Source organism: Streptomyces sp. NPDC052043 (assembly GCF_044548235.1).
In the GTDB taxonomy this organism is placed as follows: Bacteria; Actinomycetota; Actinomycetes; order Streptomycetales; family Streptomycetaceae; genus Streptomyces.
In genome coordinates this window covers 110,842-130,835 of sequence record NZ_JBIUBT010000007.1, presented here as the reverse complement: position 1 = coordinate 130,835, position 19,994 = coordinate 110,842, and the positions used below count along the sequence as shown (strand labels likewise).

General features: G+C 74.7%; 1 protein-coding gene (running past one end of the window). It reads right to left on the bottom strand.

Annotation, left to right across the window (positions count from 1 at the left end; genetic code table 11):
* On the bottom strand, positions 1-19,994 hold the 5' portion of the coding sequence (locus ACIHCX_RS19580) for a type I polyketide synthase (protein ID WP_400031006.1). The gene continues 8,578 nt to the left of window position 1, outside the view; 19,994 of the gene's 28,572 nt are visible here — the first part of the coding sequence; it begins with the start codon at positions 19,992-19,994; its stop codon lies off the left edge, out of view.

The following is a 19,994-nucleotide window of genomic DNA, read 5'->3' as shown; positions in this document are numbered from 1 at the left end:
TCGACGAAGGAGTCGGGGGTCGACATCACCGAGACGCCGCCCGCGACGACGAGGTCGCACTCGCCGGCGCTCAGCGCGCGGCCCGCCCAGTGCAGGGCGACCAGCGAGGAGGAGCAGGCGGTGTCGATGGTGACCGCGGGTCCCTCCAGGCCGAGGGCGTAGGAGAGGCGGCCGGACATCACGCTGGCGGTGTTGCCGGTGGCGACATAGCCGGAGACGTCCGAGGTGGAGCGGCGCAGCAGGTTCGGGTAGTCCTGGCCGTTGGTGCCGACGAACACACCGGTGGTGGAGCCGCGCAGCGCGGCCGGGTCGATGCCGGCCCGCTCCAGGGCCTCCCAGGTGGTCTCGAGCAGCAGTCGCTGCTGCGGGTCCATGGCGAGCGCCTCGCGGGGCGAGATGCCGAAGAAGCGGGCGTCGAAGTCGGCGACCTGGGCGAGGAATCCGCCGTGCAGGGTGTCGGAGGCGCCGGCGCCGAGGGCCGCGATGTCCCAGTTGCGGTCGTCGGGGAAGCCGGTGATGCCGTCGCGGCCCTCCGCCAGCAGCTGCCACAGCTCCTCGGGCGTGCTCACGCCGCCGGGGAAGCGGCAGGCGAGGCCGACGACCGCGATCGGGTCCTCGTCGACGGCCCGGGTGGCGACCGCCTGGGCGGTGGACTCCTGGAGCGAGCCGAGGAGTTCGGCGAGCAGGAAGTCCGCCATCTCGCGCGGCGTCGGGTGGTCGTAGACGAGGGAGGCGGGCAGGCTCAGGCCGGTGAGGGCGTTGAGCGCGTTGCGCAGCTCCAGGACGGTGAGCGAGTCGAAGCCGAGGTCCCGGAAGGCCAGGTCGTCGTCGACGGTGCGGGCGTCGGAGTGGCCGAGGACGGCCGCCACCTGGGTGCGCAGAAGATCGAGGACATGTGCGGGGCGCTCCTCGGCGGGCAGGCCGGCGAGCTGCTCCCGCAGGCCTGAGCCGGTGCCGGCGGCCGCCGCCGGGGCGTTGGCGCCCGCCGTCTCCGGGAGGTCGGCGACGAGCGGCAGCGGGCGGGCCGACGCGAAGGCGCGCAGGAAGCGTTCCCAGCCGATGTCGGCGACGGCGACAGAGGTGTCGCCGTTGTCGACGGCGCGCAGCAGCGCGGCGACACCGGAGGCGGGGTCGAGCGGTTCGAATCCGCCGCGGCGGACCCGGGCGGCGATCTCGGCGGCGTCGGCGACCATGCCGGAGCCGGCCCAGGGTCCCCAGGCCACGGACAGGGCGGGCAGGCCCTGGGCGCGGCGCTGTTCGGCGAGGGCGTCGAGCTGGGCGTTGGCGGCGGCGTAGTTGCCCTGTCCGGCGGCGCCGATCAGGCCGGCGGTCGAGGAGAACAGGACGAACGCGGCGAGGTCGTGGCCGGCGGTGAGGTCGTGCAGATGGCGGGCGGCGACCGTCTTGGCATGCAGGACGGTGGCGAAGCTCTCCGGGGTCAGCTCGTCCACCACATGGTCGTCGACGACGCCCGCGGTGTGGAAGACGGCGGTGAGGGGCGCGTCCTCGGGCACCGTCGCGAGGAGCGCGGCGAGCGCGTCGCGGTCGGCCGCGTCGCAGGCGGCGATCGTGACGCGGGCGCCCGACTCCTCCAGTTCGGCGCGGAGTTCGTCGGCGCCGGGGGCGTCGGGGCCGCGGCGGCTGGTGAGCAGCAGATGGGCGGCGCCGTCGCGGGCGAGGCGGCGGGCGAGGTGTCCGCCGATGCCGCCGGTGCCGCCGGTGATCAGGACGGTGCCGGCCGCCGGGTCGAAGGCGGAGCCGACGGTGTCGGCGGCGGGGCTGTGGGCGAGCCGGCGCAGGAAGACGCCGCTGGCGCGGACGGCGACGGCGTCCTCGCCGTCACCGGCGGCCAGGATCCCGCGCAGCCGTCGGGCGGCCTGGGTGTCGAGGTCCTCGGGGAGGTCGACACTGCCGCCGACGCGGCCGGGCAGTTCGAGGGCGGCGGCGCGGAACAGGCCCCATACGGCGGCCTGTTCGGGTGCCGTGATCTGCTCGGAGCGGCCGACGGCGACGGCTCCGCGGGTGATGTTCCACAGCGGGGCGTCGATGCGGGCGTCGCCGAGCGCCTGGAGGGCGGTGGCGGTGAGGGTGAGCGCGGCCGGGGCGCCGGGGTGTCCGGCGTCGCCGGGCGCGAGCGCCAGCAGCGACAGCACGCCCTGGAAGGTGTCGCCGTCGGCGGCCTCGGTGAGCCGGGCGGCGAGGGCGGCGCGGTCGGTGCCGGTGACCTCCACGCGGACGGTGGCGGTGGCGAGGGCGGCCTCGACATCGGCGGCCCAGGCGGCGGCGTCGTCGCGGTGCTCGGCCGGGACCAGGACGAGCCAGCGTCCGGTGGGTGCGGCGCCGGGGGCGCCGCCGCGCGGCTTCCAGGTGACGCGGTAGCGCCAGGAGTCGAGCGCGGACTGTTCGCCGCGGCGCTGCCGCCAGGCGGTGAGCGCCGGGACCATCGCGGTGACGGTCGCGTCGTCCAGGCCGAGGGAGGCGGTGAGCGAGGCGACGTCGGCGTGTTCCACCGCGGCCCAGAACTCGGAGTCCAGTGCGGAGCCGGGGGCGGGGGCGGTGATGCCGGCCGCGGTGGTGTCGGGCCAGTACCGCTCACGCTGGAAGGCGTAGGTGGGCAGGGCCACCCGGCGGGCGCCGCTGCCCTGGAACCAGGCGGTCCAGTCGACGTCGAAGCCATGGGCGTGGGCCGCGGCGACGGCGGTGACCAGGGCCTGCTCCTCCGGGCGGTCGCCGCGCAGAGTGGGCAGCAGCGCGGTGCGGGAGGCGTCGGTGAGGCTCTCGCGGGCCATGCCGCTCAGCACACCGTCGGGGCCGAGCTCCAGGAAGGTCTGGACGCCGCCCTGGGTGGACAGCCAGCCGATGCCGTCGGCGAAGCGCACGGCGGAGCGGACGTGGGAGACCCAGTAGTCGGCGGTGCACACCTGCTCGGGGGCGGCCAGGGTGCCGGTCACATGGGAGACGAACGGGATCGACGGCGCGTGGTACGTCAGAGCACGGGCCACGGCGGCGAAGTCGTCCAGCATCGGGTCCATGAGCGGCGAGTGGAAGGCATGGCTCACCCGCAGACGCTTGGTGCGGCGTCCCTGTTCGGCGAAGTGCGCGGCGAGGGCGAGCACGGGCTCCTCCTCGCCGGCGACGACGACGGACCGGGGCCCGTTGACGGCGGCCACGGAGACCTGGTCGGCGAGGCCCTCCAGGTGCGGCAGCACCTCGTCCTCGGCGGCCTCCAGGGCGACCATCGCGCCGCCCTCGGGCAGTGCCTGCATCAGCCGGCCGCGGGCGGCCACCAGGGCGCACGCGTCGTCGAGGTCGAGGACGCCGGCGACATGCGCGGCGGCGATCTCGCCGACGGAGTGCCCGGCCAGGTAGTCGGGGGTGACGCCCCACGACTCCAGCAGCCGGAACAGCGCCACTTCGAGGGCGAACAGCGCGGGCTGTGCGTAGCCGGTGCGGTCGAGCAGGGCGGCGTCCTCGGAGCCCTCGGCGGCGAACAGCACGTCGCGCAGGGGGCGTTCGGTGGTGCCGTCGATCCGGGCGAGGACCGCGTCCAGGGCGTCGGCGAACACCGGGTGGCGCTCGTAGAGTTCGCGGCCCATGCCGAGGCGCTGGCTGCCCTGTCCGGTGAACAGGAAGGCGGTGCGTCCGCGGCCGGTTCGGCCCTGGACGAGTCCGGCGCCGGGCAGTCCGTCGCGCAGTGCGGTCAGACCGCGCACCAGTGCCTCGTGGTCGTCGGCGACGACCGCGGCGCGGTGCTCGAGGGCGGCACGGGAGGTGGCGAGGGAGAACGCCAGATCGGTGGGGTGGATGCCGGGGCGCTCGGCCAGCAGGTCGAGCAGGGCTCCGGCCTGGGCGCGCAGGGCCGCCTCGCCGCGTCCGGAGACGAGGACGGGCACCAGGGCGTCCCGCGGTGCGGGGGTGTCCTCGGCGGCCGGGGCGTCGGCGGCGGGGGCCTGCTCCAGGACGGTGTGGACATTGGTGCCGCTGAGTCCGAAGGACGACACGGCGGCACGGCGCGGACGGCCGGTCTCGGGCCACTCGGTGCGCTCGGTGAGCAGCTGGATGGTGCCGGAGGACCAGTCGACATGGGTGGACGGCTGGTCGATGTGGAGCGACTTGGGGGCGACGCCCTCCCGAAGGGCGTGGACCAGCTTGATGATGCTGGCGACGCCGGAGGCCATCTGGGTGTGGCCGATGTTGGACTTCACCGAGCCGAGCAGCACGGGTCGCTCGGGGTCGCGGTCCTTGCCGTAGGTGGCGAACAGGGCCTGCGCCTCGATCGGGTCGCCGAGGGCGGTGCCGGTGCCGTGGCCCTCCAGGACGTCGATGTCGTTCGCCTCGACGCCCGCGTTGGCGAGGGCCTGGCGGATGACGCGCTGCTGGGAGGGGCCGTTGGGGGCGGTCAGACCGTTGGAGGCGCCGTCCTGGTTGACGGCGGAGCCGCGGATGACGGCGAGGACCTCGTGGCCGTTGCGGCGGGCGTCGGACAGCCGCTCCAGCAGGATCAGGCCGACACCCTCGGCGAGAGTCATGCCGTCGGCCCCCTCGGCGTACGCCTTGCAGCGGCCGTCCTCGGCGAGGGCCCGCTGCCGGCTGAAGCCGATGAACGACATGGGGGTGGACATGATGCTGGCACCGCCGGCGAGGGCGAGGGTGCTCTCGCCGTTGCGCAGCGACTGGCAGGCCAGGTGGATCGCGACCAGCGAGGACGAGCACGCGGTGTCGAGGGTGACGGCCGGGCCCTCGAGGCCGAAGAGGTAGGAGACTCGGCCGGACAGCACGCTGGGCAGCGAGCCGGTGATCATATGGCCCTCGGAGCCCTCGCTGCCGGGCACGGCGGCGCCGTAGTCCTGGTAGCTGGCGCCGATGAAGGTGCCGGTGAGGCTGCCGCGCCGGCCGACCGGGTCGAGGCCGGCGTTCTCGAAGACCTCCCAGGCCGTCTCGAGGAGCAGGCGCTGCTGCGGGTCCATCGAGAGGGCCTCGCGGGGCGAGATGCCGAAGAAGCCGGGGTCGAAGTCGGCGACGTCGCGCAGGAAGCCGCCCTGGACCGAGTAGGTGCGGCCGGACGCGTCCGGGTCGGGGTCGTAGAGGGCCTCGGCGTCCCAGCCGCGGTCGGCCGGGAAGACGGAGACCGCGTCGACCTCCTCCAGCGAGACCCGCCACAGCTGCTCGGCGGAGGTGACGCCGCCGGGGTAGCGGCAGCTCATGCCGACGATGGCGATCGGGTCGTCGTCGACGGGCGCTCCGGCGGTGACGGCGACGGCACCCGCGGAGTGGACGTCGGCCAGTTCGGAGTGGAGGAAGCCGGCCAGGGCGGCCGGGTTCGGGTAGTCGAAGACCATCGTGGACGGCAGCGTCAGCCCGGTGACGGACGCGAGCCGGTTGCGCAGCCCGACGGCGGTCAGCGAGTCGAAGCCGACGTCGCGGAAGGCGCGCTGGTCGGTGAGGTCCTCCGCGGAGGACAGGCCGAGCACGGAGGCGGCCTCGGTGCGGACGGTCTCCAGCAGCTTGCGGTGCTGTTCGGCGGCGGGCAGGGCCAGCAGCGCGGCGGCGAACTCGCCCCGGGCGGGGTCCCCGGCGCTCTGCGCAGCAGCGGCGGTGAGCCGCTGCACCTCGGGGACCTCGTCGAACAGCGGGGTGGGCCGGGCCGAGGTGTAGACGGGGTGGTACGTCTCCCAGTCGACGTCGGCGACCGCGATGACCTGCTCGTCGTCGTCGAGGGCCCGCTTGAGGCCGCTCAGCGCGAGCTGCGGGTCCATGAACTCCAGGCCGCTGCGGCGGATCATCTGCGGGTCGACTCGGCCGAGCTGGAGGTCGTCGGCCCAGATGCCCCAGGACAGCGACAGGGCGGTCAGGCCGCGGGCGCGCCGGTGCTCGGCGAGGGCCGCCAGATAGGCGTTGCCCGCGACATACGCGGCGTGCGCGCCGCTGCCCCACATGCCGGCGGTGGAGGAGTACAGGACGAAGTCGTCCAGTTCCTCGTCGTCGAGGAGTTCGTCGAGGATCTGCGCGCCGGTGACCTTGGCCGCGAGGACGCGGTCGAAGTCGTCGAGCGTGGTGGCGTCGAGGGTGTGCAGTTCGATGGTGGCCGCGGTGTGCACCACCGTGCGGACGGTGCGGCCCTCGGCCTTCAGGGTTTCGAGGAGGGCGGCAACGGCGTCGCGGTCGGTAATGTCGCAGGCGGCGAGGGTCGTCTCGGTGCCGCGTTCCTCCAGCTCGGCGCGGAGTTCGGCGGCGCCGGGCGCCTCGGGGCCGCGCCGGCTGACCAGGACCAGGTGTTCGGCGCCCTGCTCGGCGAGCCAGCGCGCCAGGTGCGGGGCGAGGGTGCCGGAGCCACCGGTGACCAGGGTGGTGCCGCGTGGCTTCCAGTCGCGGGCGGAGCCCTCGGGGGCGGCGTCGGCGCGGACGATACGGCGGGTGAAGACGCCGGAGGAGCGCAGGGCGATCTGGTCGTCGTCGCCGAGCGCGCCGGCGAGGACGGCCGCGAGCCGCTGGCCGGCGCGGGCGTCCAGTGTCTCGGGCAGGTCGACGACACCGCCCCAGCGTCCCGGGCACTCCAGCGCGGCGGTCCAGCCGATGCCGGTGACCTGGGCCTGGACGGGCGCGGTGACCTTGTCGGAGCGGCCGGTGGAGACGGCGCCGCGGGTCAGGGCCCACAGCGGGGTGTCGATGCCGGCGTCGCCGAGTGCCTGGACGAGGGCGACGGTGAGGGCGACCCCGAGGACGAGTCCGGTGCCGGGGACGGCACCGGTCCGCTCGGCGCCCGCGAGGACTGAGACGATGCCGGTGAGACCGTCGGCGTCGGTGAGGCGCTCGCGCAGCACGGCGCGGTCGGTGCAGCTCTCGTCGAGGAGGAGCCGGCGTACCTGGACGCCGCCCGTCTCCAGCGCCTCGGCGACGTCGGTGTCGTCGACGCCGTCGGCGGACACCAGCAGCCAGGTGCCGTCCAGGGTGCGCTGCGGGAGCTTGGTGACGGGCTTCCAGGTGGGGCGGTAGCGCCAGGAGTCGACGGTGGAGCGCTCCTTGCGGGCCCGGCGCCAGGAGGACAGCGCGGGCAGCACGGCGGCGACGGAGTCCTCGTCCGTGCCGAGGGCCGCGGTCAGGGCGGAGACGTCCCCGTCCTCGACGGCGGTCCAGAACGCGGCGTCCTCGGGGTCGGCCGCGGTGACGGCCTCCGGGGCGGCGGCCATGGCCCACAGGTTCTCGTGCTGGAAGGCATAGGTGGGCAGGTCGACCCGGGACGCACCGGTCCCCTCGAACACGGCGGCCCAGTCGACCTGGACACCGCGGACGAACACCTCGGCGGCGGACAGCAGGAAGCGGTCCAGGCCACCGTTGTCGCGGCGCAGGGTGCCGGAGGCGACACCCGCCACTCCGGCGTCGTCGATCATGTCCTGGACGGACATGGCGAGCACGGGGTGGGAGCTGACCTCGATGAAGGCACGGTGGTCGGCGGCGATCAGGTCGCGGACGGCGTCCGCGAACAGCACCCGTCCGCGCAGGCTGCGGTACCAGTAGCCGGCGTCCATGACGGTGGTGTCGAGCCAGTCGCCGGTGACGGTCGAGAAGAACGGGATCTCGGACGTCCGCGGCGCGACCTCGGCCAGCAGTTCGAGGATCTCGTCGTGCAGGTCCTCGACATGGGGGGAGTGCGAGGCGTAGTCCACGGCGACCCGGCGGGCCCGGATCTCCTCGGCGGTGAGCTGTGCGTGCAGTTCGTCCAGGGCCTCCGGCTCGCCCGCGACGACGGAGGAGCGGGGGCCGTTCTCGGCGGCGACGGACACCCGTCCCTCGAACGCCTCCAGACGGGCCTCCACCTCGGCGACCGGAAGCGCCACCGACATCATGCCGCCGCGCCCGGCGAGGCTGCGGCCGATGGCCTGGCTGCGCAGCGCCACGACCCGGGCGCCGTCGCGCAGCGACAGGGCGCCGGAGACCACCGCGGCGGCGATCTCGCCCTGCGAGTGGCCGACCACCGCGTCGGGCTCGACACCCTGAGCCCGCCACACGGCGGCCAGGGACACCATCACGGCGAACGAGGCGGGCTGGACGACGTCGACGCGCTCCAGCGTCGGGGCGCCCTCGGCGCCCCGCAGGACGTCGAGGAGGTTCCAGTCGGTGAACTCGGCGAGGGCGGCGGCGCATTCGGCGATCCGCTCGGCGAACACCGGCGACTCGTCGAGGAGTTGGGCGCCCATCCCTGCCCACTGGGAGCCCTGGCCGGGGAAGACGAAGACGGTGCGGCCCGCGACGTCCGCGACACCGCGGGCGACGACGCCCGAGGGCCCGTCGGCGGCGACGGCGCGCAGCGCCTCCAGCGGGTCGGTGCCCGCGGGCGGCACGACCACGGCGCGGTGCTCGAAGAGCGCGCGGGAGGTGGCGAGGGACAGACCGATGTCGATCGGGCGGGCCGCCGGGTCGGCGGTCACGAGCGCCGCGTCTGGTGACGTTTGCCCGTGAAGGAGTGGCGTCCGGTGCGTGCTCTCGGCGTGCCGGGCGGAAGCCCTCGTACTGGACGTACTTGGGGTTTCGCCCGGTGCGGCGAGAGTGCGTGCTGGGCGTCGCGACGGGGCGAACGTCGCCTGACGCGGCGCTAGGTGAGTGAGGAGGCGGTCGGCCTGCTCGCGCAGCGCGGCGGCGCCACGGGCGGACAGCAGCCACGGCACCACACCCGCGGCGACCGGCACGGGCGCCGGGGCGAGCCGCTCGTCCTCGGCGGCGGGCGCCTCGGTCTCCTGCTCCAGGATGACGTGGGCGTTGGTACCGCTGATGCCGAACGAGGACACCGCGGCCCGGCGCGGACGGCCCGTCTGCGGCCAGTCGGTGTTCTCGCCGAGCAGCCGTACGGTGCCCGGGCTCCAGTCGACGTGGCTGGAGGGCTCGTCGGCGTGCAGGGTCTGGGGCATCACCCCGTGGCGCAGCGCCATGACCATCTTGATGATGCTCGCGACACCGGCGGCGGACTGGGAGTGCCCGATGTTCGACTTCACCGAGCCGAGCAGCAGCGCGGTCTCGGGGGTACGGGTGCGGCCGTAGGTGGCGAACAGGGCCTGCGCCTCGATGGGGTCGCCGAGCGGGGTGCCGGTGCCGTGGGCCTCCAGGAGGTCGATCTCGCCGGGGGCGACCCGGGCGTTGGCCAGGGCCTGGCGGATGACGCGCTGCTGGGAGGGGCCGTTGGGGGCGCTGAGGCCGTTGGAGGCGCCGTCCTGGTTGATGGCGGAGCCGCGGATCACGGCGAGCACCGGGTGGCCGTTGCGGCGGGCGTCGGACAGCCGCTCGACGAGGACGATGCCGACACCTTCGGCGAGGGTCATGCCGTCGGCGCTCTCGGAGAACGCCTTGCACCGGCCGTCCTGCGCGAGGGCGCGCTGCCGGCTGAACGCCACGAACGCGTTGGGGGTGGTCATGACGGTGGCGCCGCCCGCGACCGCGAGGTTGCTCTCGCCGTTGCGCAGCGCCTGGCAGGCCAGGTGCAGGGCGACCAGCGAGGACGAGCAGGCGGTGTCGACGGTGACCGCCGGGCCCTCCAGGCCGAAGACATAGGCGAGGCGGCCGGAGAGCACGCTGGGGCTGGTGCCGGTGACCAGGTGGCCCTCGGCGCCGTCGCCGGCGCCCATCCCGTACTCCTGGTAGCTGGAGCCGATGAAGGTGCCGGTCAGGCTGCCCCGGAGGGTGTCGGGGGTGAGTCCGGCGCGTTCGAAGGCCTCCCAGGTGGTCTCCAGGAGGAGCCGCTGCTGCGGGTCCATGACCAGCGCCTCGCGGGGCGAGATGCCGAAGAACATGGGGTCGAACTCGTCGGCCTCGTGCAGGAAGCCGCCCTGCGTGGAGTAGGTGGTGCCGGGGTGGTCGGGGTCGGGGTCGTAGAGCCCGGCGGTGTTCCAGCCGCGGTTGACCGGGAAGTCGGTGATCGCGTCGGTGCCGGAGAGCACCAGGTCCCACAGCTGCTCGGGGGAGCTGACTCCGCCGGGGTAGCGGCAGCTCATGCCGATGATGGCGATGGGTTCGTCGTCGGTACCGCCGGTGGCGACGGGGCCCGCGACCTCCAGGACGGAGCCGACCATCTCGGCCCGCAGGTACTGGGCCAGCTCCAGCGGGGTCGGGTAGTCGAACACCATGGTGCTCGGCAGCGAGAGGCCGGTGGCGGCGCCGAGGTGCTTGCGCAGTTCGACGGCGGTCAGCGAGTCGAAGCCGATCTCGCGGAAGGCACGGTCCTCCGGTACGGCGCCGGCGGAGGAGTGACCGAGCACGGTCGCGGCCTCGGTGCGCACCAGGTCGGTGAGCAGGCGCAGTTGCTCCGGCTCCGACAGCGAGCGGACCCGCTGGACGATCTCGGAGGCGTCGCCGGTGTCGGCGGGGGTGTTCTCGGCGGCCAGCGCGCGGACCTCGGGCAGGTCGCCGATGAGGGCGCTGGGCCGGGCGGAGGTGAACAGCGGGGCGTAGCGGGTCCAGTCGACGTCCGCGACGGTGACGGTGACGTCCTGGCGGACCACGGCGCGGCGCATCTCGGTGAGGGCGGGCGCGGGGTCTAGCAGGCCGAGGCCCTGGCGTCGCAGGGTGCCGGAGACGGCGTCGTCGGCGGCCATACCGGTGCCGCCCCAGGGACCCCAGGCGATGGAGGTCGCGGCGAGGCCGCGGGCGCGGCGGGCCAGGGCGAGGGCGTCGAGGTAGGCGTTGGCGGCGCCGTAGGCGCTCTGGTCGCCGCTGCCCCAGACGCCGGCGATGGAGCCGAACAGGATGAAGAAGTCCAGTTCGCGGTCGCCGAGGAGGTCGTCGAGGTGGGCGGCGCCGGCCAGCTTGGCGGCGGTGAGGCCGGCGAACTCGGCGGGCGTCAGCGCGTCCAGCGGGCCGTAGTGGCCGACGCCCGCGGTGTGCACCACACCGGTGAGGGGCTGGTCGGCGGGCAGTCCGTCGAGGACGGCGGCGAGGGCGTCACGGTCGGCGACGTCGCAGGCCACGATCGAGACGCTTGCGCCCGACTGCTCGAGTTCGGCGCGGAGTTCGGCGGCGCCGGGAGCGTCGGGGCCACGGCGGCTGGTGAGAACCAGATGGGCGGCGCCGGAGCGGGCCAGCCAGCGGGCGGTCTCGGCGCCGAGGCCGCCGGTACCGCCGGTGATCAGGACGCTTCCGGAGGCGGTGAACTGGTCGGCGGAGGGCAGCTCGTCGACGATGTGGCGGACCAGGCGGCGGCCGTGCACACCGGTGGCGCGCAGGGCGACCTGGTCCTCGCCGTCGGGGGCGTCCTTGACCGCGAGGACCTCGGCGAGGCGCTGTCCGGCACCGCGGTCGAAGTCGGCCGGGAGGTCGACGAGGCCGCCCCACAGGCGGGGGTGCTCCAGGGCGACACCGCGGCCCATGCCCCAGGCGGTGGCCTGGGCGGGGTGGGTGACCGGGTCGGCGGGTCCGGTGGAGACGGCGCCGCGGGTGGCGGTCCACAGCCGGCCGCGGGCGCCGGTGTCGGCGAAGGCCTGGACGAGGGCGATGGTCAGGGCGAGGCCCTGGGTGAAGCCGGCGGGGCCGTCGGTGGGACGCTCGTCGAGCGGCAGCACGGACAGCACCTGAGCGGTGGTGGCGGTGGTGTCGGCGTTCTCGGTGTCGGCGAGGCGGGCGCCGAGCACGGCCCGGTCGGCGCAGTCGGCGTCCAGGACGAGGCGGCGGACCCGGGCACCGTGCGCGCCGAGCGCCTCGGCCAGGCCGTCGAGCAGCTCGGTCTCGTCGTCGGCGGTGGCGTCGGAGGAGACGAGCAGCCAGGTGCCGTCGAGGACGGGTGCGGCGGGCTTGCTCAGCCGGGTCCACTCGACGCGGTAGCGCAGCGTGTCGAGGAGCGCCTTCTCCTGGTTGCCGCGGCGCCAGGAGCTGAGCGCGGGCAGCAGGGAGTCCAGCGGGGTGAGGCTGTCCTCGTCGAGGCCGAGGACGGCGGCGAGTTCGGCGGCGTCGCCGCGCTCGACGGCGGCCCACAGCTTCTGGTCGGCCGGGTCGCCGGCCGAGGAGGGCGCGGCGGAGGGCAGCTGCGGCCAGTAGTGGGCGTGCTGGAAGGCATAGGTCGGCAGGTCGACGCGGCGGGCGCCGGTGCCGGCCAGGTACGCGGTCCAGTCGAGGTCGACGCCGTGCATCTGGAGGCGGGCTGCGGCGGTGGCGGCGGCGCTCTCCTCGGGGCGGTCGGCGCGCAGCAGCGGGACAAGTGCAGTGTTGTGATCGTAACGCTCGTCGCCGAGGGTGTCCTCGGCCATGGCGGTCAGCAGTCCGTCGGGGCCGAGTTCGAGGAAGAGGGTGGCGCCGGCGTCGCGCAGGGTGCGGACGCAGTCGGCGAACCGTACGGCCTCGCGGACATGGCGCACCCAGTAGTCGCCGGTGCGCACCTCGGCGTCGTCGGCCCTGCGGCCCGTCAGGTCGGAGACCAGCGGGATGCGGGGGGCGGCGTAGGACAGCGTCTCGGCGACCGTGCGGAACGCGTCGAGCATGGCGTCCATGTGCGGCGAGTGGAAGGCATGGCTCACCCGTAGACGCTTGGTGCGGCGCCCTCGCCCGGAGAACTCGGCGGCGAGCTCCACGGCGGCGTCCTCGTCGCCGGATACGACCACGGAAGTCGGGCCGTTGACGGCGGCGACGGACAGGCCCTCGCCGAGCAGCGGGGCGACCTCGTCCTCGGTGGCCTGGACGGCGATCATGGCGCCGCCGGACGGCAGCGCCTCCATCAGGGTGGCGCGGGCGGCGACCAGGCGGGCGGCGTCCTGGAGGGTGAACACCCCGGCGATGTGCGCGGCGGCGATCTCACCGATGGAGTGACCGGTGACGGAGTCGGCGCGGACGCCCCAGCTCTCCACGAGGCGGTAGAGGGCGACCTCGACGGCGAACAGCGCGGGCTGGGTCCAGCCGGTGCGGTCGAGCAGCGCGGCCTCTTCGCTGCCCTCGGCGGCGAACACGACCTCGCGCAGCGGCCGGTCGAGCAGCGGGTCGAGGGCGGCGCACACCTCGTCGAACGCGGCGGCGAACCGGGGCTGGGTCTCGTACAGTTCGCGGCCCATGGCGGCGCGCTGGCTGCCCTGGCCGGAGAACATCACGGCGACCCGGGCACGCCCGGCGGCCTCACCCTCGACGACGGCCGGGTCGGGACGGCCGGCGGCGAGGGCGCCGAGGGAGGCGAGCAGTCCGTCGCGGTCCTGCGCGATCACCGCGGCGCGGCGCTCGAAGCGGGAGCGGGTGGTGGCCAGGGAGTGGCCGAGGTCGGCGAGGGACGGCTCGGGGTGGTTCCGGAGGTGGGTGAGCAGACGGGCGGCCTGGGCGCGCAGGGCGTCGCGGGTGCGGCCGGACAGCAGCAGCGGGACGGCGCCGACGGTGCGCTCGGGGGCGGCCGGGGCGGGCACGGTGGTGCCCGGCGCCTGCTCCAGGACGGTGTGGACATTGGTGCCGCTGATGCCGAAGGAGGACACGGCGGCGCGACGCGGACGGCCGGTCTCGGGCCAGGCGGTCTGCTCGGTGAGCAGCTCGACCGCGCCTTCGGTCCAGTCGACGTGCGAGGACGGGGCATCGACGTGCAGGGTCTGCGGGAGCACACCGTGGCGCATCGCCATGACCATCTTGATCACACCGGCAACACCCGCCGCGGCCTGCGTGTGACCGATGTTCGACTTCACCGAACCCAGCAGCAGCGGCTGCTCCGGGTCACGGTCCCGGCCGTAGGTCGCCAGGAGCGCCTGCGCCTCGATCGGGTCACCAAGCGTCGTACCGGTGCCGTGCGCCTCGACGACATCCACATCGCTCGCCGAGAGCCCGCCGCTGGCGAGCGCCTGGCGGATGACCCGCTGCTGGGACGGACCGTTCGGAGCCGTCAGGCCGTTGGAGGCACCGTCCTGGTTGACGGCCGAACCGCGGACGACCGCGAGGATCTGGTGGCCGTTGCGGATGGCGTCGGACTGGCGCTCCAGGACCAGCATGCCGACACCCTCGGACCAGCCCACACCATCGGCCGAGTCCGAGAACGCCTTGCACCGGCCGTCGGGCGACAGACCGCGCTGCCGCGCGAAGTCCACGAACACGGCGGGTGTGGACATCACGGTCACACCGCCGGCCAGGGCGAGCGAGATCTCACCCGAGCGCAGGGCCTGCATCGCCCAGTGCATCGCCACCAGCGACGAGGAGCACGCGGTGTCCACCGTGACCGCCGGACCCTCCAGGCCCAGCGTGTAGGAGACTCGGCCCGAGGCGAGACTCGGAGAGCTGCCGCTGCCCTGGAAGCCCTCGAACTCGGGGCTTCCCAGCATCGCGCTGTAGTCGCTGTACATCACACCGGCGAACACACCGGTCGCACTGCCACGCAGACCGACCGGATCGATACCGGCCCGCTCGATCGCCTCCCACGACGACTCGAGCAGCAGACGCTGCTGCGAGTCCGTCGCCAGCGCCTCACGCGGGCTCATCCCGAAGAAGCCGGGGTCGAACTCCCCCGCCTCGTGCAGGAAGCCACCGGAGCGCGTGTAGGCGGTGCCGGGGTGGTCGGGGTCCGGGTGGTAGAGGTTCTCCACGTCCCAGCCACGGTTGACCGGGAAGCCGGAGACGGCGTCCGTGCCCTCGGTGACCAGGCGCCACAGGTCCTCCGGCGAGGTGACCCCGCCCGGGTAGCGGCAGGCCATGCCGACGATCACGATCGGGTCGTCCGCCACGGCCGCCGTGCCGCGCTGCACGACCTCCGCCTCGACCTCGGTGCCGAGGAGCTCGTCCAGGACATAGGAGGCGAGGTGGCTGACCGTCGGGTAGTCGAAGACCAGGGTGGCGGGCAGGCGCAGTCCGGTGACCGTGTTCAGGCGGTTGCGCAGCTCGACCGCGGTGAGGGAGTCGAAGCCCAGCTCACGGAAGGCGCGGCCGGCGTCGATCTCGGCGCCGGTGGCGTGACCGAGGACGAGGGCGACCTGGCCGCGGACGAGGTCCAGGACCAGTTCGTCGCGGCTCTCGGCGTCCAGTCGGGCCAGGCGCTGGGCGAGCCCGCCGGCGGTGGCGGACCCGGCGACGGCGGCACGGCGGGAGCGGCCGCGGATCAGGGAGCGCAGCAGCGGCGGCGCTTCGCCCTGGGCCCGCAGGACGGAGAGGTCCAGGCGGACGGGGGCGAGGGCGGCGTCGTCGCCGTCGAGGGCGGCGTCGAGGAGGGCGAGGCCCTGCTCGACGGTGAGGGCCGGGGTTCCGGCGCGGGCCATGCGGCGCAGGTCGTCCTCGGAGATGCCGCCGGTCATGCCGCCGGTCTGCTCCCAGGGGCCCCAGGCCAGCGACAGACCCGGCAGGCCCGCGGCCCGGCGGTGGGCCGCGAGGGCGTCCAGGAAGGCGTTGCCTGCGGCGTAGTTGGCCTGACCGGGGCTGCCCAGGACGCCGGCGACCGACGAGAACAGCACAAAGGCCTTCAGGTCCAGGTCGCGGGTGGCCTCATGGAGGTTCCAGGCCGCGTCCACCTTGGGACGGAGCACCGTGGTGAGGCGTTCGGGGGTCAGCGTGCCGACCATGCCGTCGTCCAGGACACCGGCGGAGTGCACCACCGCCGACACCGGATGCGCGGCCACCAGCTCGGCCACCGCCGCACGGTCGGTCACGTCGCAGGCCACGACCGTGGCCCGCGCACCCGACTCCGCCAGCTCCGCGACCAGTTCGGCCGCACCCGCGGCCGCACCACCACGACGACTGACCAGAACCAGCTCACGCACCCCGTACTCGGCCACCAGATGACGCGCCACCACCGCACCCAGACCACCGGTACCACCCGTCACCAACACCGCACCCTCCCCACCGAACGCGGACACCGCGTCGGTGGCAGGGGCAGGGCGACGGACCAGACGGGCGGCGCGGAGCTCCTCGCCGCGCACGGCGAGCTGCGGCTCCTCGGAGGTGAGCGCGGCAGCCGGGAGGGCGGGGGTGTCCTGCTCGGCGTCGAGGTCGACGAGGAGGAAGCGGCCGGGGTTCTCGGACTGCGCGGAGCGCACCAGGCCCCAGACCGCGGCGGCGGCCGGGTCGTGGCCGGTGGTCGCGCCCCGGGTGATCAGGGCGAGCCGGGACGCGGCGAACCGCTCGTCCTGCTCGAGCCAGGTCTGGACGGCGGCGAGGGCCTCGGTGGCGGCGCGGTGTGCGGCGGTGACCGGGTCGGCGTCCGGTCCGGTGCCGGTGAGCGGCAGCAGCACGGTGTCCGGGACGGCGCCGTCGGCGGCGGCCAGAGCCGTGAGATCCGGGTGGACGGTGAGGTCGCCGAACTGGGGCAGGGCAGACAGGCCGAAGGGGTCCTCGCCGACCAGTGCCGCGGCGATACCGGAGGCGGCGACGGCCGTGACGGGCACCCAGTCGAGGCGGAACAGCGCGTCGCGGACCAGCGCGGCGGCGGCGTCGATCTCGCGGGCCGCGACGGCGCGCAGGATCAGCGAGTCGGCGGACAGGACGAGCTGTCCGGAGTCGTCGGCGACGGCGATCGCGACGGAGTCACCGGCGGCCGGGGCCAGGCGCACCCGCAGGGTGGTGGCACCGCTCGCGTGCAGGCTGACGCCCTCCCAGGAGAAGGGCAGTCCGCCGGCGGCGCGCTCGTCGAGGTCGACGAACGACGCCGCGTGCAGGGCGGAGTCGAGGAGCGCGGGGTGCAGACCGAAGGACTCGGCGTCGGTGTGGCCGGACTCGGGGAGCACGACCTCGGCGAACACCTCGTCGCCGCGGCGCCAGGCGGCCCGCAGGCCCTGGAAGAGCGGGCCGTAGCCGAAGCCGCCGTCGGCGAGCCGGTCGTAGAGGCCGTCCACGGGGAGGGTCTCGGCGTCGGCCGGGGGCCAGACGGTGGCGTCGAAGTCGCTGGTGGTGGTGCGGGAGGCGGAGAGCACACCGGTGGCGTGGGACGTCCAGGGGGCGTCCTCGTCGGCGTCGGGGCGTCCGTAGACGGTGACGCTGCGGCGGCCGGACGCGTCCGGGTTGCCGATCCACAGCTGCACCTGGACGCCGCCCTGCTCGGGCAGGACGAGCGGTGCGGCCAGGGTCAGTTCGTCGACGCGGTCGCAGCCGACCTCGTCGCCGGCGCGGACGGCCAGCTCCAGGAAGGCGGTGCCGGGGAGCAGGGTGGCGCCGCGGACGGTGTGGTCGGCGAGCCACGGGTGGCTGAGCAGGGAGATCCGGCCGGTCAGCAGGGCGCCCTCGGAGTCGGCGAGGGAGACCGCGGCGGACAGCAGCGGATGGTGGGCGGCGCCGAGTCCGACGGAGCGCAGGTCGGCGGCGCCGCCCTGGACGGCGCGCGGCCAGTAGCGGCGGCGCTGGAAGGTGTACGTCGGCAGGTCGGTGCGGCGGGCTCCGGTGCCGGTGAAGCAGGCGTCCCACTGCAGCGGGGTGCCCTGGGTGTGCAGCGCGGCGAGCGCGGCGGTGAAGGTGTGGTCCTCGGGGCGGCCCTCGCGCAGTGCGGGCACGGTGAGGGCGTCGGATCCTGCGGCGTCCAGGCAGTTCTGCGCCAGGGCGGACAGCACGCTGTCGGGGCCGAGTTCGAGGAAGGCGGTGACATCGTGCCGGGCGAGCCAGTCGATGCCGTCGGCGAAGCGGACGGCCTGACGGACATGGTCGACCCAGTAGTCGGGGGAGGTGAGCTGGGCGACGGTGGCCGGCTCTCCGGTGACGTCGGAGACGACGGACAGCAGCGGGCTGTGCAGGGTGAGGCCCTCGACGACGCTCCGGAACTCGTCGAGCATCGGCGCCATCAGCGGCGAGTGGAAGGCGTGCGAGACACGCAGCCGGCTCGTCTTGCGTCCGTCGGCGGCCAGGCGGGCCGCCAGCTCGGTGACGGTGGTCTCGTCCCCGGAGAGGACGACGGCGGAGGGGCCGTTGACGGCGGCGAGGGACACCAGGTCCTCGTGGCCGGCGAGCAGCGGGGCGACCTCGTCCTCGCTCGCCTGCACGGCGACCATGGCGCCGCCCTCGGGCAGCGCCTGCATGAGACGGCCGCGGGCGGCGACCAGGGTGGCCGCGTCGTCGAGGGAGAACACTCCGGCGACATGCGCGGCGGCGATCTCGCCCACCGAGTGGCCGGCCAGGTGGTCCGGCTTGACCTCGAAGGACTCCAGCAGACGGTAGAGGGCGACCTCGACGGCGAACAGCGCGGGCTGTGCGTACTCGGTGCGGTCCAGGCGCTCGGCGTCCTCGCCCCACAGCACCTCGCGCAGCGGCACCTCGAGGTGGGGGGTGAAGGCGTCGAGGGCGGCGTCCAAGGCGGCGGCGAACACCGGGAAGCGGGCGGCGAGTTCACGGCCGGCACCGAGACGCTGGGCGCCCTGCCCGGTGAACAGGACGGCGAGGCGGGTTTCGGATCTCGCGGTGCCGGTGACAGTGCCAACCAGGACGGCCGGATCGGTGCCCTCGGCGATCGCGGTCAGCCGCTCGGTCAGCTCGGGCAGGTTGGCGGCGAGCAGGACGGCTCGGTGCTCGAACGCGGTGCGGCTGGTGGCGAGCGAGTAGGCGAGGTCCGCCGGGGCGGGCGGGGTGCCGGTGCCGAGGGTGGTGAGCAGGGCGGCGGCCTGGGCGCGCAGCACCTCGGGGCTCCGGCCGGAGAGCAGCACGGGCAGCACGCCGGTGACGGCGGCCGGGGTGCTCGGGGCGTCGTCCTCGGGGTCGGCGGGCTCCGGCTCGGGGGCCTGCTCGACGATGGTGTGGGCGTTGGTGCCGCTGATGCCGAAGGAGGAGACGGCCGCGCGGCGGGGGGCGCCGGTGGCGGGCCATTCGGTGTTCTCGGTGAGGACGCGGACGGCGCCCTGGGACCAGTCGACGTGGCGGGTCGGCTCGTCGGCGAGGAGGGTGCGGGGCAGCACACCGTGCCGCATCGCCATGACCATCTTGATGACACCGGCGACACCGGCGGCGGCCTGGGTGTGGCTGATGTTGGACTTCACCGAGCCGAGCAGCAGCGGCTTGTCCTCGTCGCGCTGCTGACCGTAGGTGGCGAGCAGCGCCTGCGCCTCGACGGGGTCGCCGAGGGTGGTGCCGGTGCCGTGCGCCTCGACGACATCGATATCGCCCGCGGAGAGCCGGGCGTTGACGAGGGCCTGCTCGATGACGGCCTGCTGCGACGGGCCGTTGGGGGCGGTGAGCCCGTTGGAGGCGCCGTCCTGGTTGACGGCGGTGCCGCGGACGACGGCGAGGATCTCGCGGCCGCCCCGGATCGCGTCGGACAGGCGCTCCAGGACGAGGATGCCGACGCCCTCGGCCCAGCCGGTGCCGTCGGCGGTGTCGCCGAAGGAGCGGCAGCGGCCGTCGACGGACAGTCCGCCCTGGCGGCCCATCTCGATGAAGGTGCCGGGGCCGGACATGACGGTGACGCCGCCCGCGAGGGCGAGGGTGCACTCACCCGCGCGCAGCGCCTGGGTGGCGAGGTGGAGGGCGACCAGGGAGGAGGAGCAGGCGGTGTCGACGGTGACGGCGGGACCGACCGTGCCGAAGGTGTACGAGATGCGGCCGGACAGCACGCTGCCGGTGTTGCCGGTGAGCTGGAAGCCCTCGGCGCCGTCGGCGGGGCCGACCCGGTAGTCCTGGGCCATGGCGCCGATGAAGACGCCGGTACGGCTGCCCTTGACGGAGGTGGGGTCGATGCCGGCGCGTTCGAACGCCTCCCACGCGGACTCCAGGACGACCCGCTGCTGCGGGTCCATGGCGACCGCCTCGCGCGGCGAGATGCCGAAGAAGTCCGCGTCGAACTCGGGCGCGTCGTGGAGGAATCCGCCCCGGGAGGTCGGCGAGGAGGCGAGCGCCTCCAGGTCCCAGCCGCGGTCGGTGGGGAACGGGGTGACGCCGTTCTCGCCGGCCTCCACCATCCGCCACAGGTCCTCGGGGCTGTTGACGCCTCCGGGGTAGCGGCAGGTCATGCCGACGATGGCGATCGGTTCCTGGGCCGCCGACTCCAGCTCGCTCACGCGCCGCCGCGTACGTCGGAGATCGGCCGTCGCAAGCTTGAGGTAATCCCGGAGCTTCTGTTCGTTGTCCATCTCAACCCATCCCGACGGCCGACGGCCGTACAC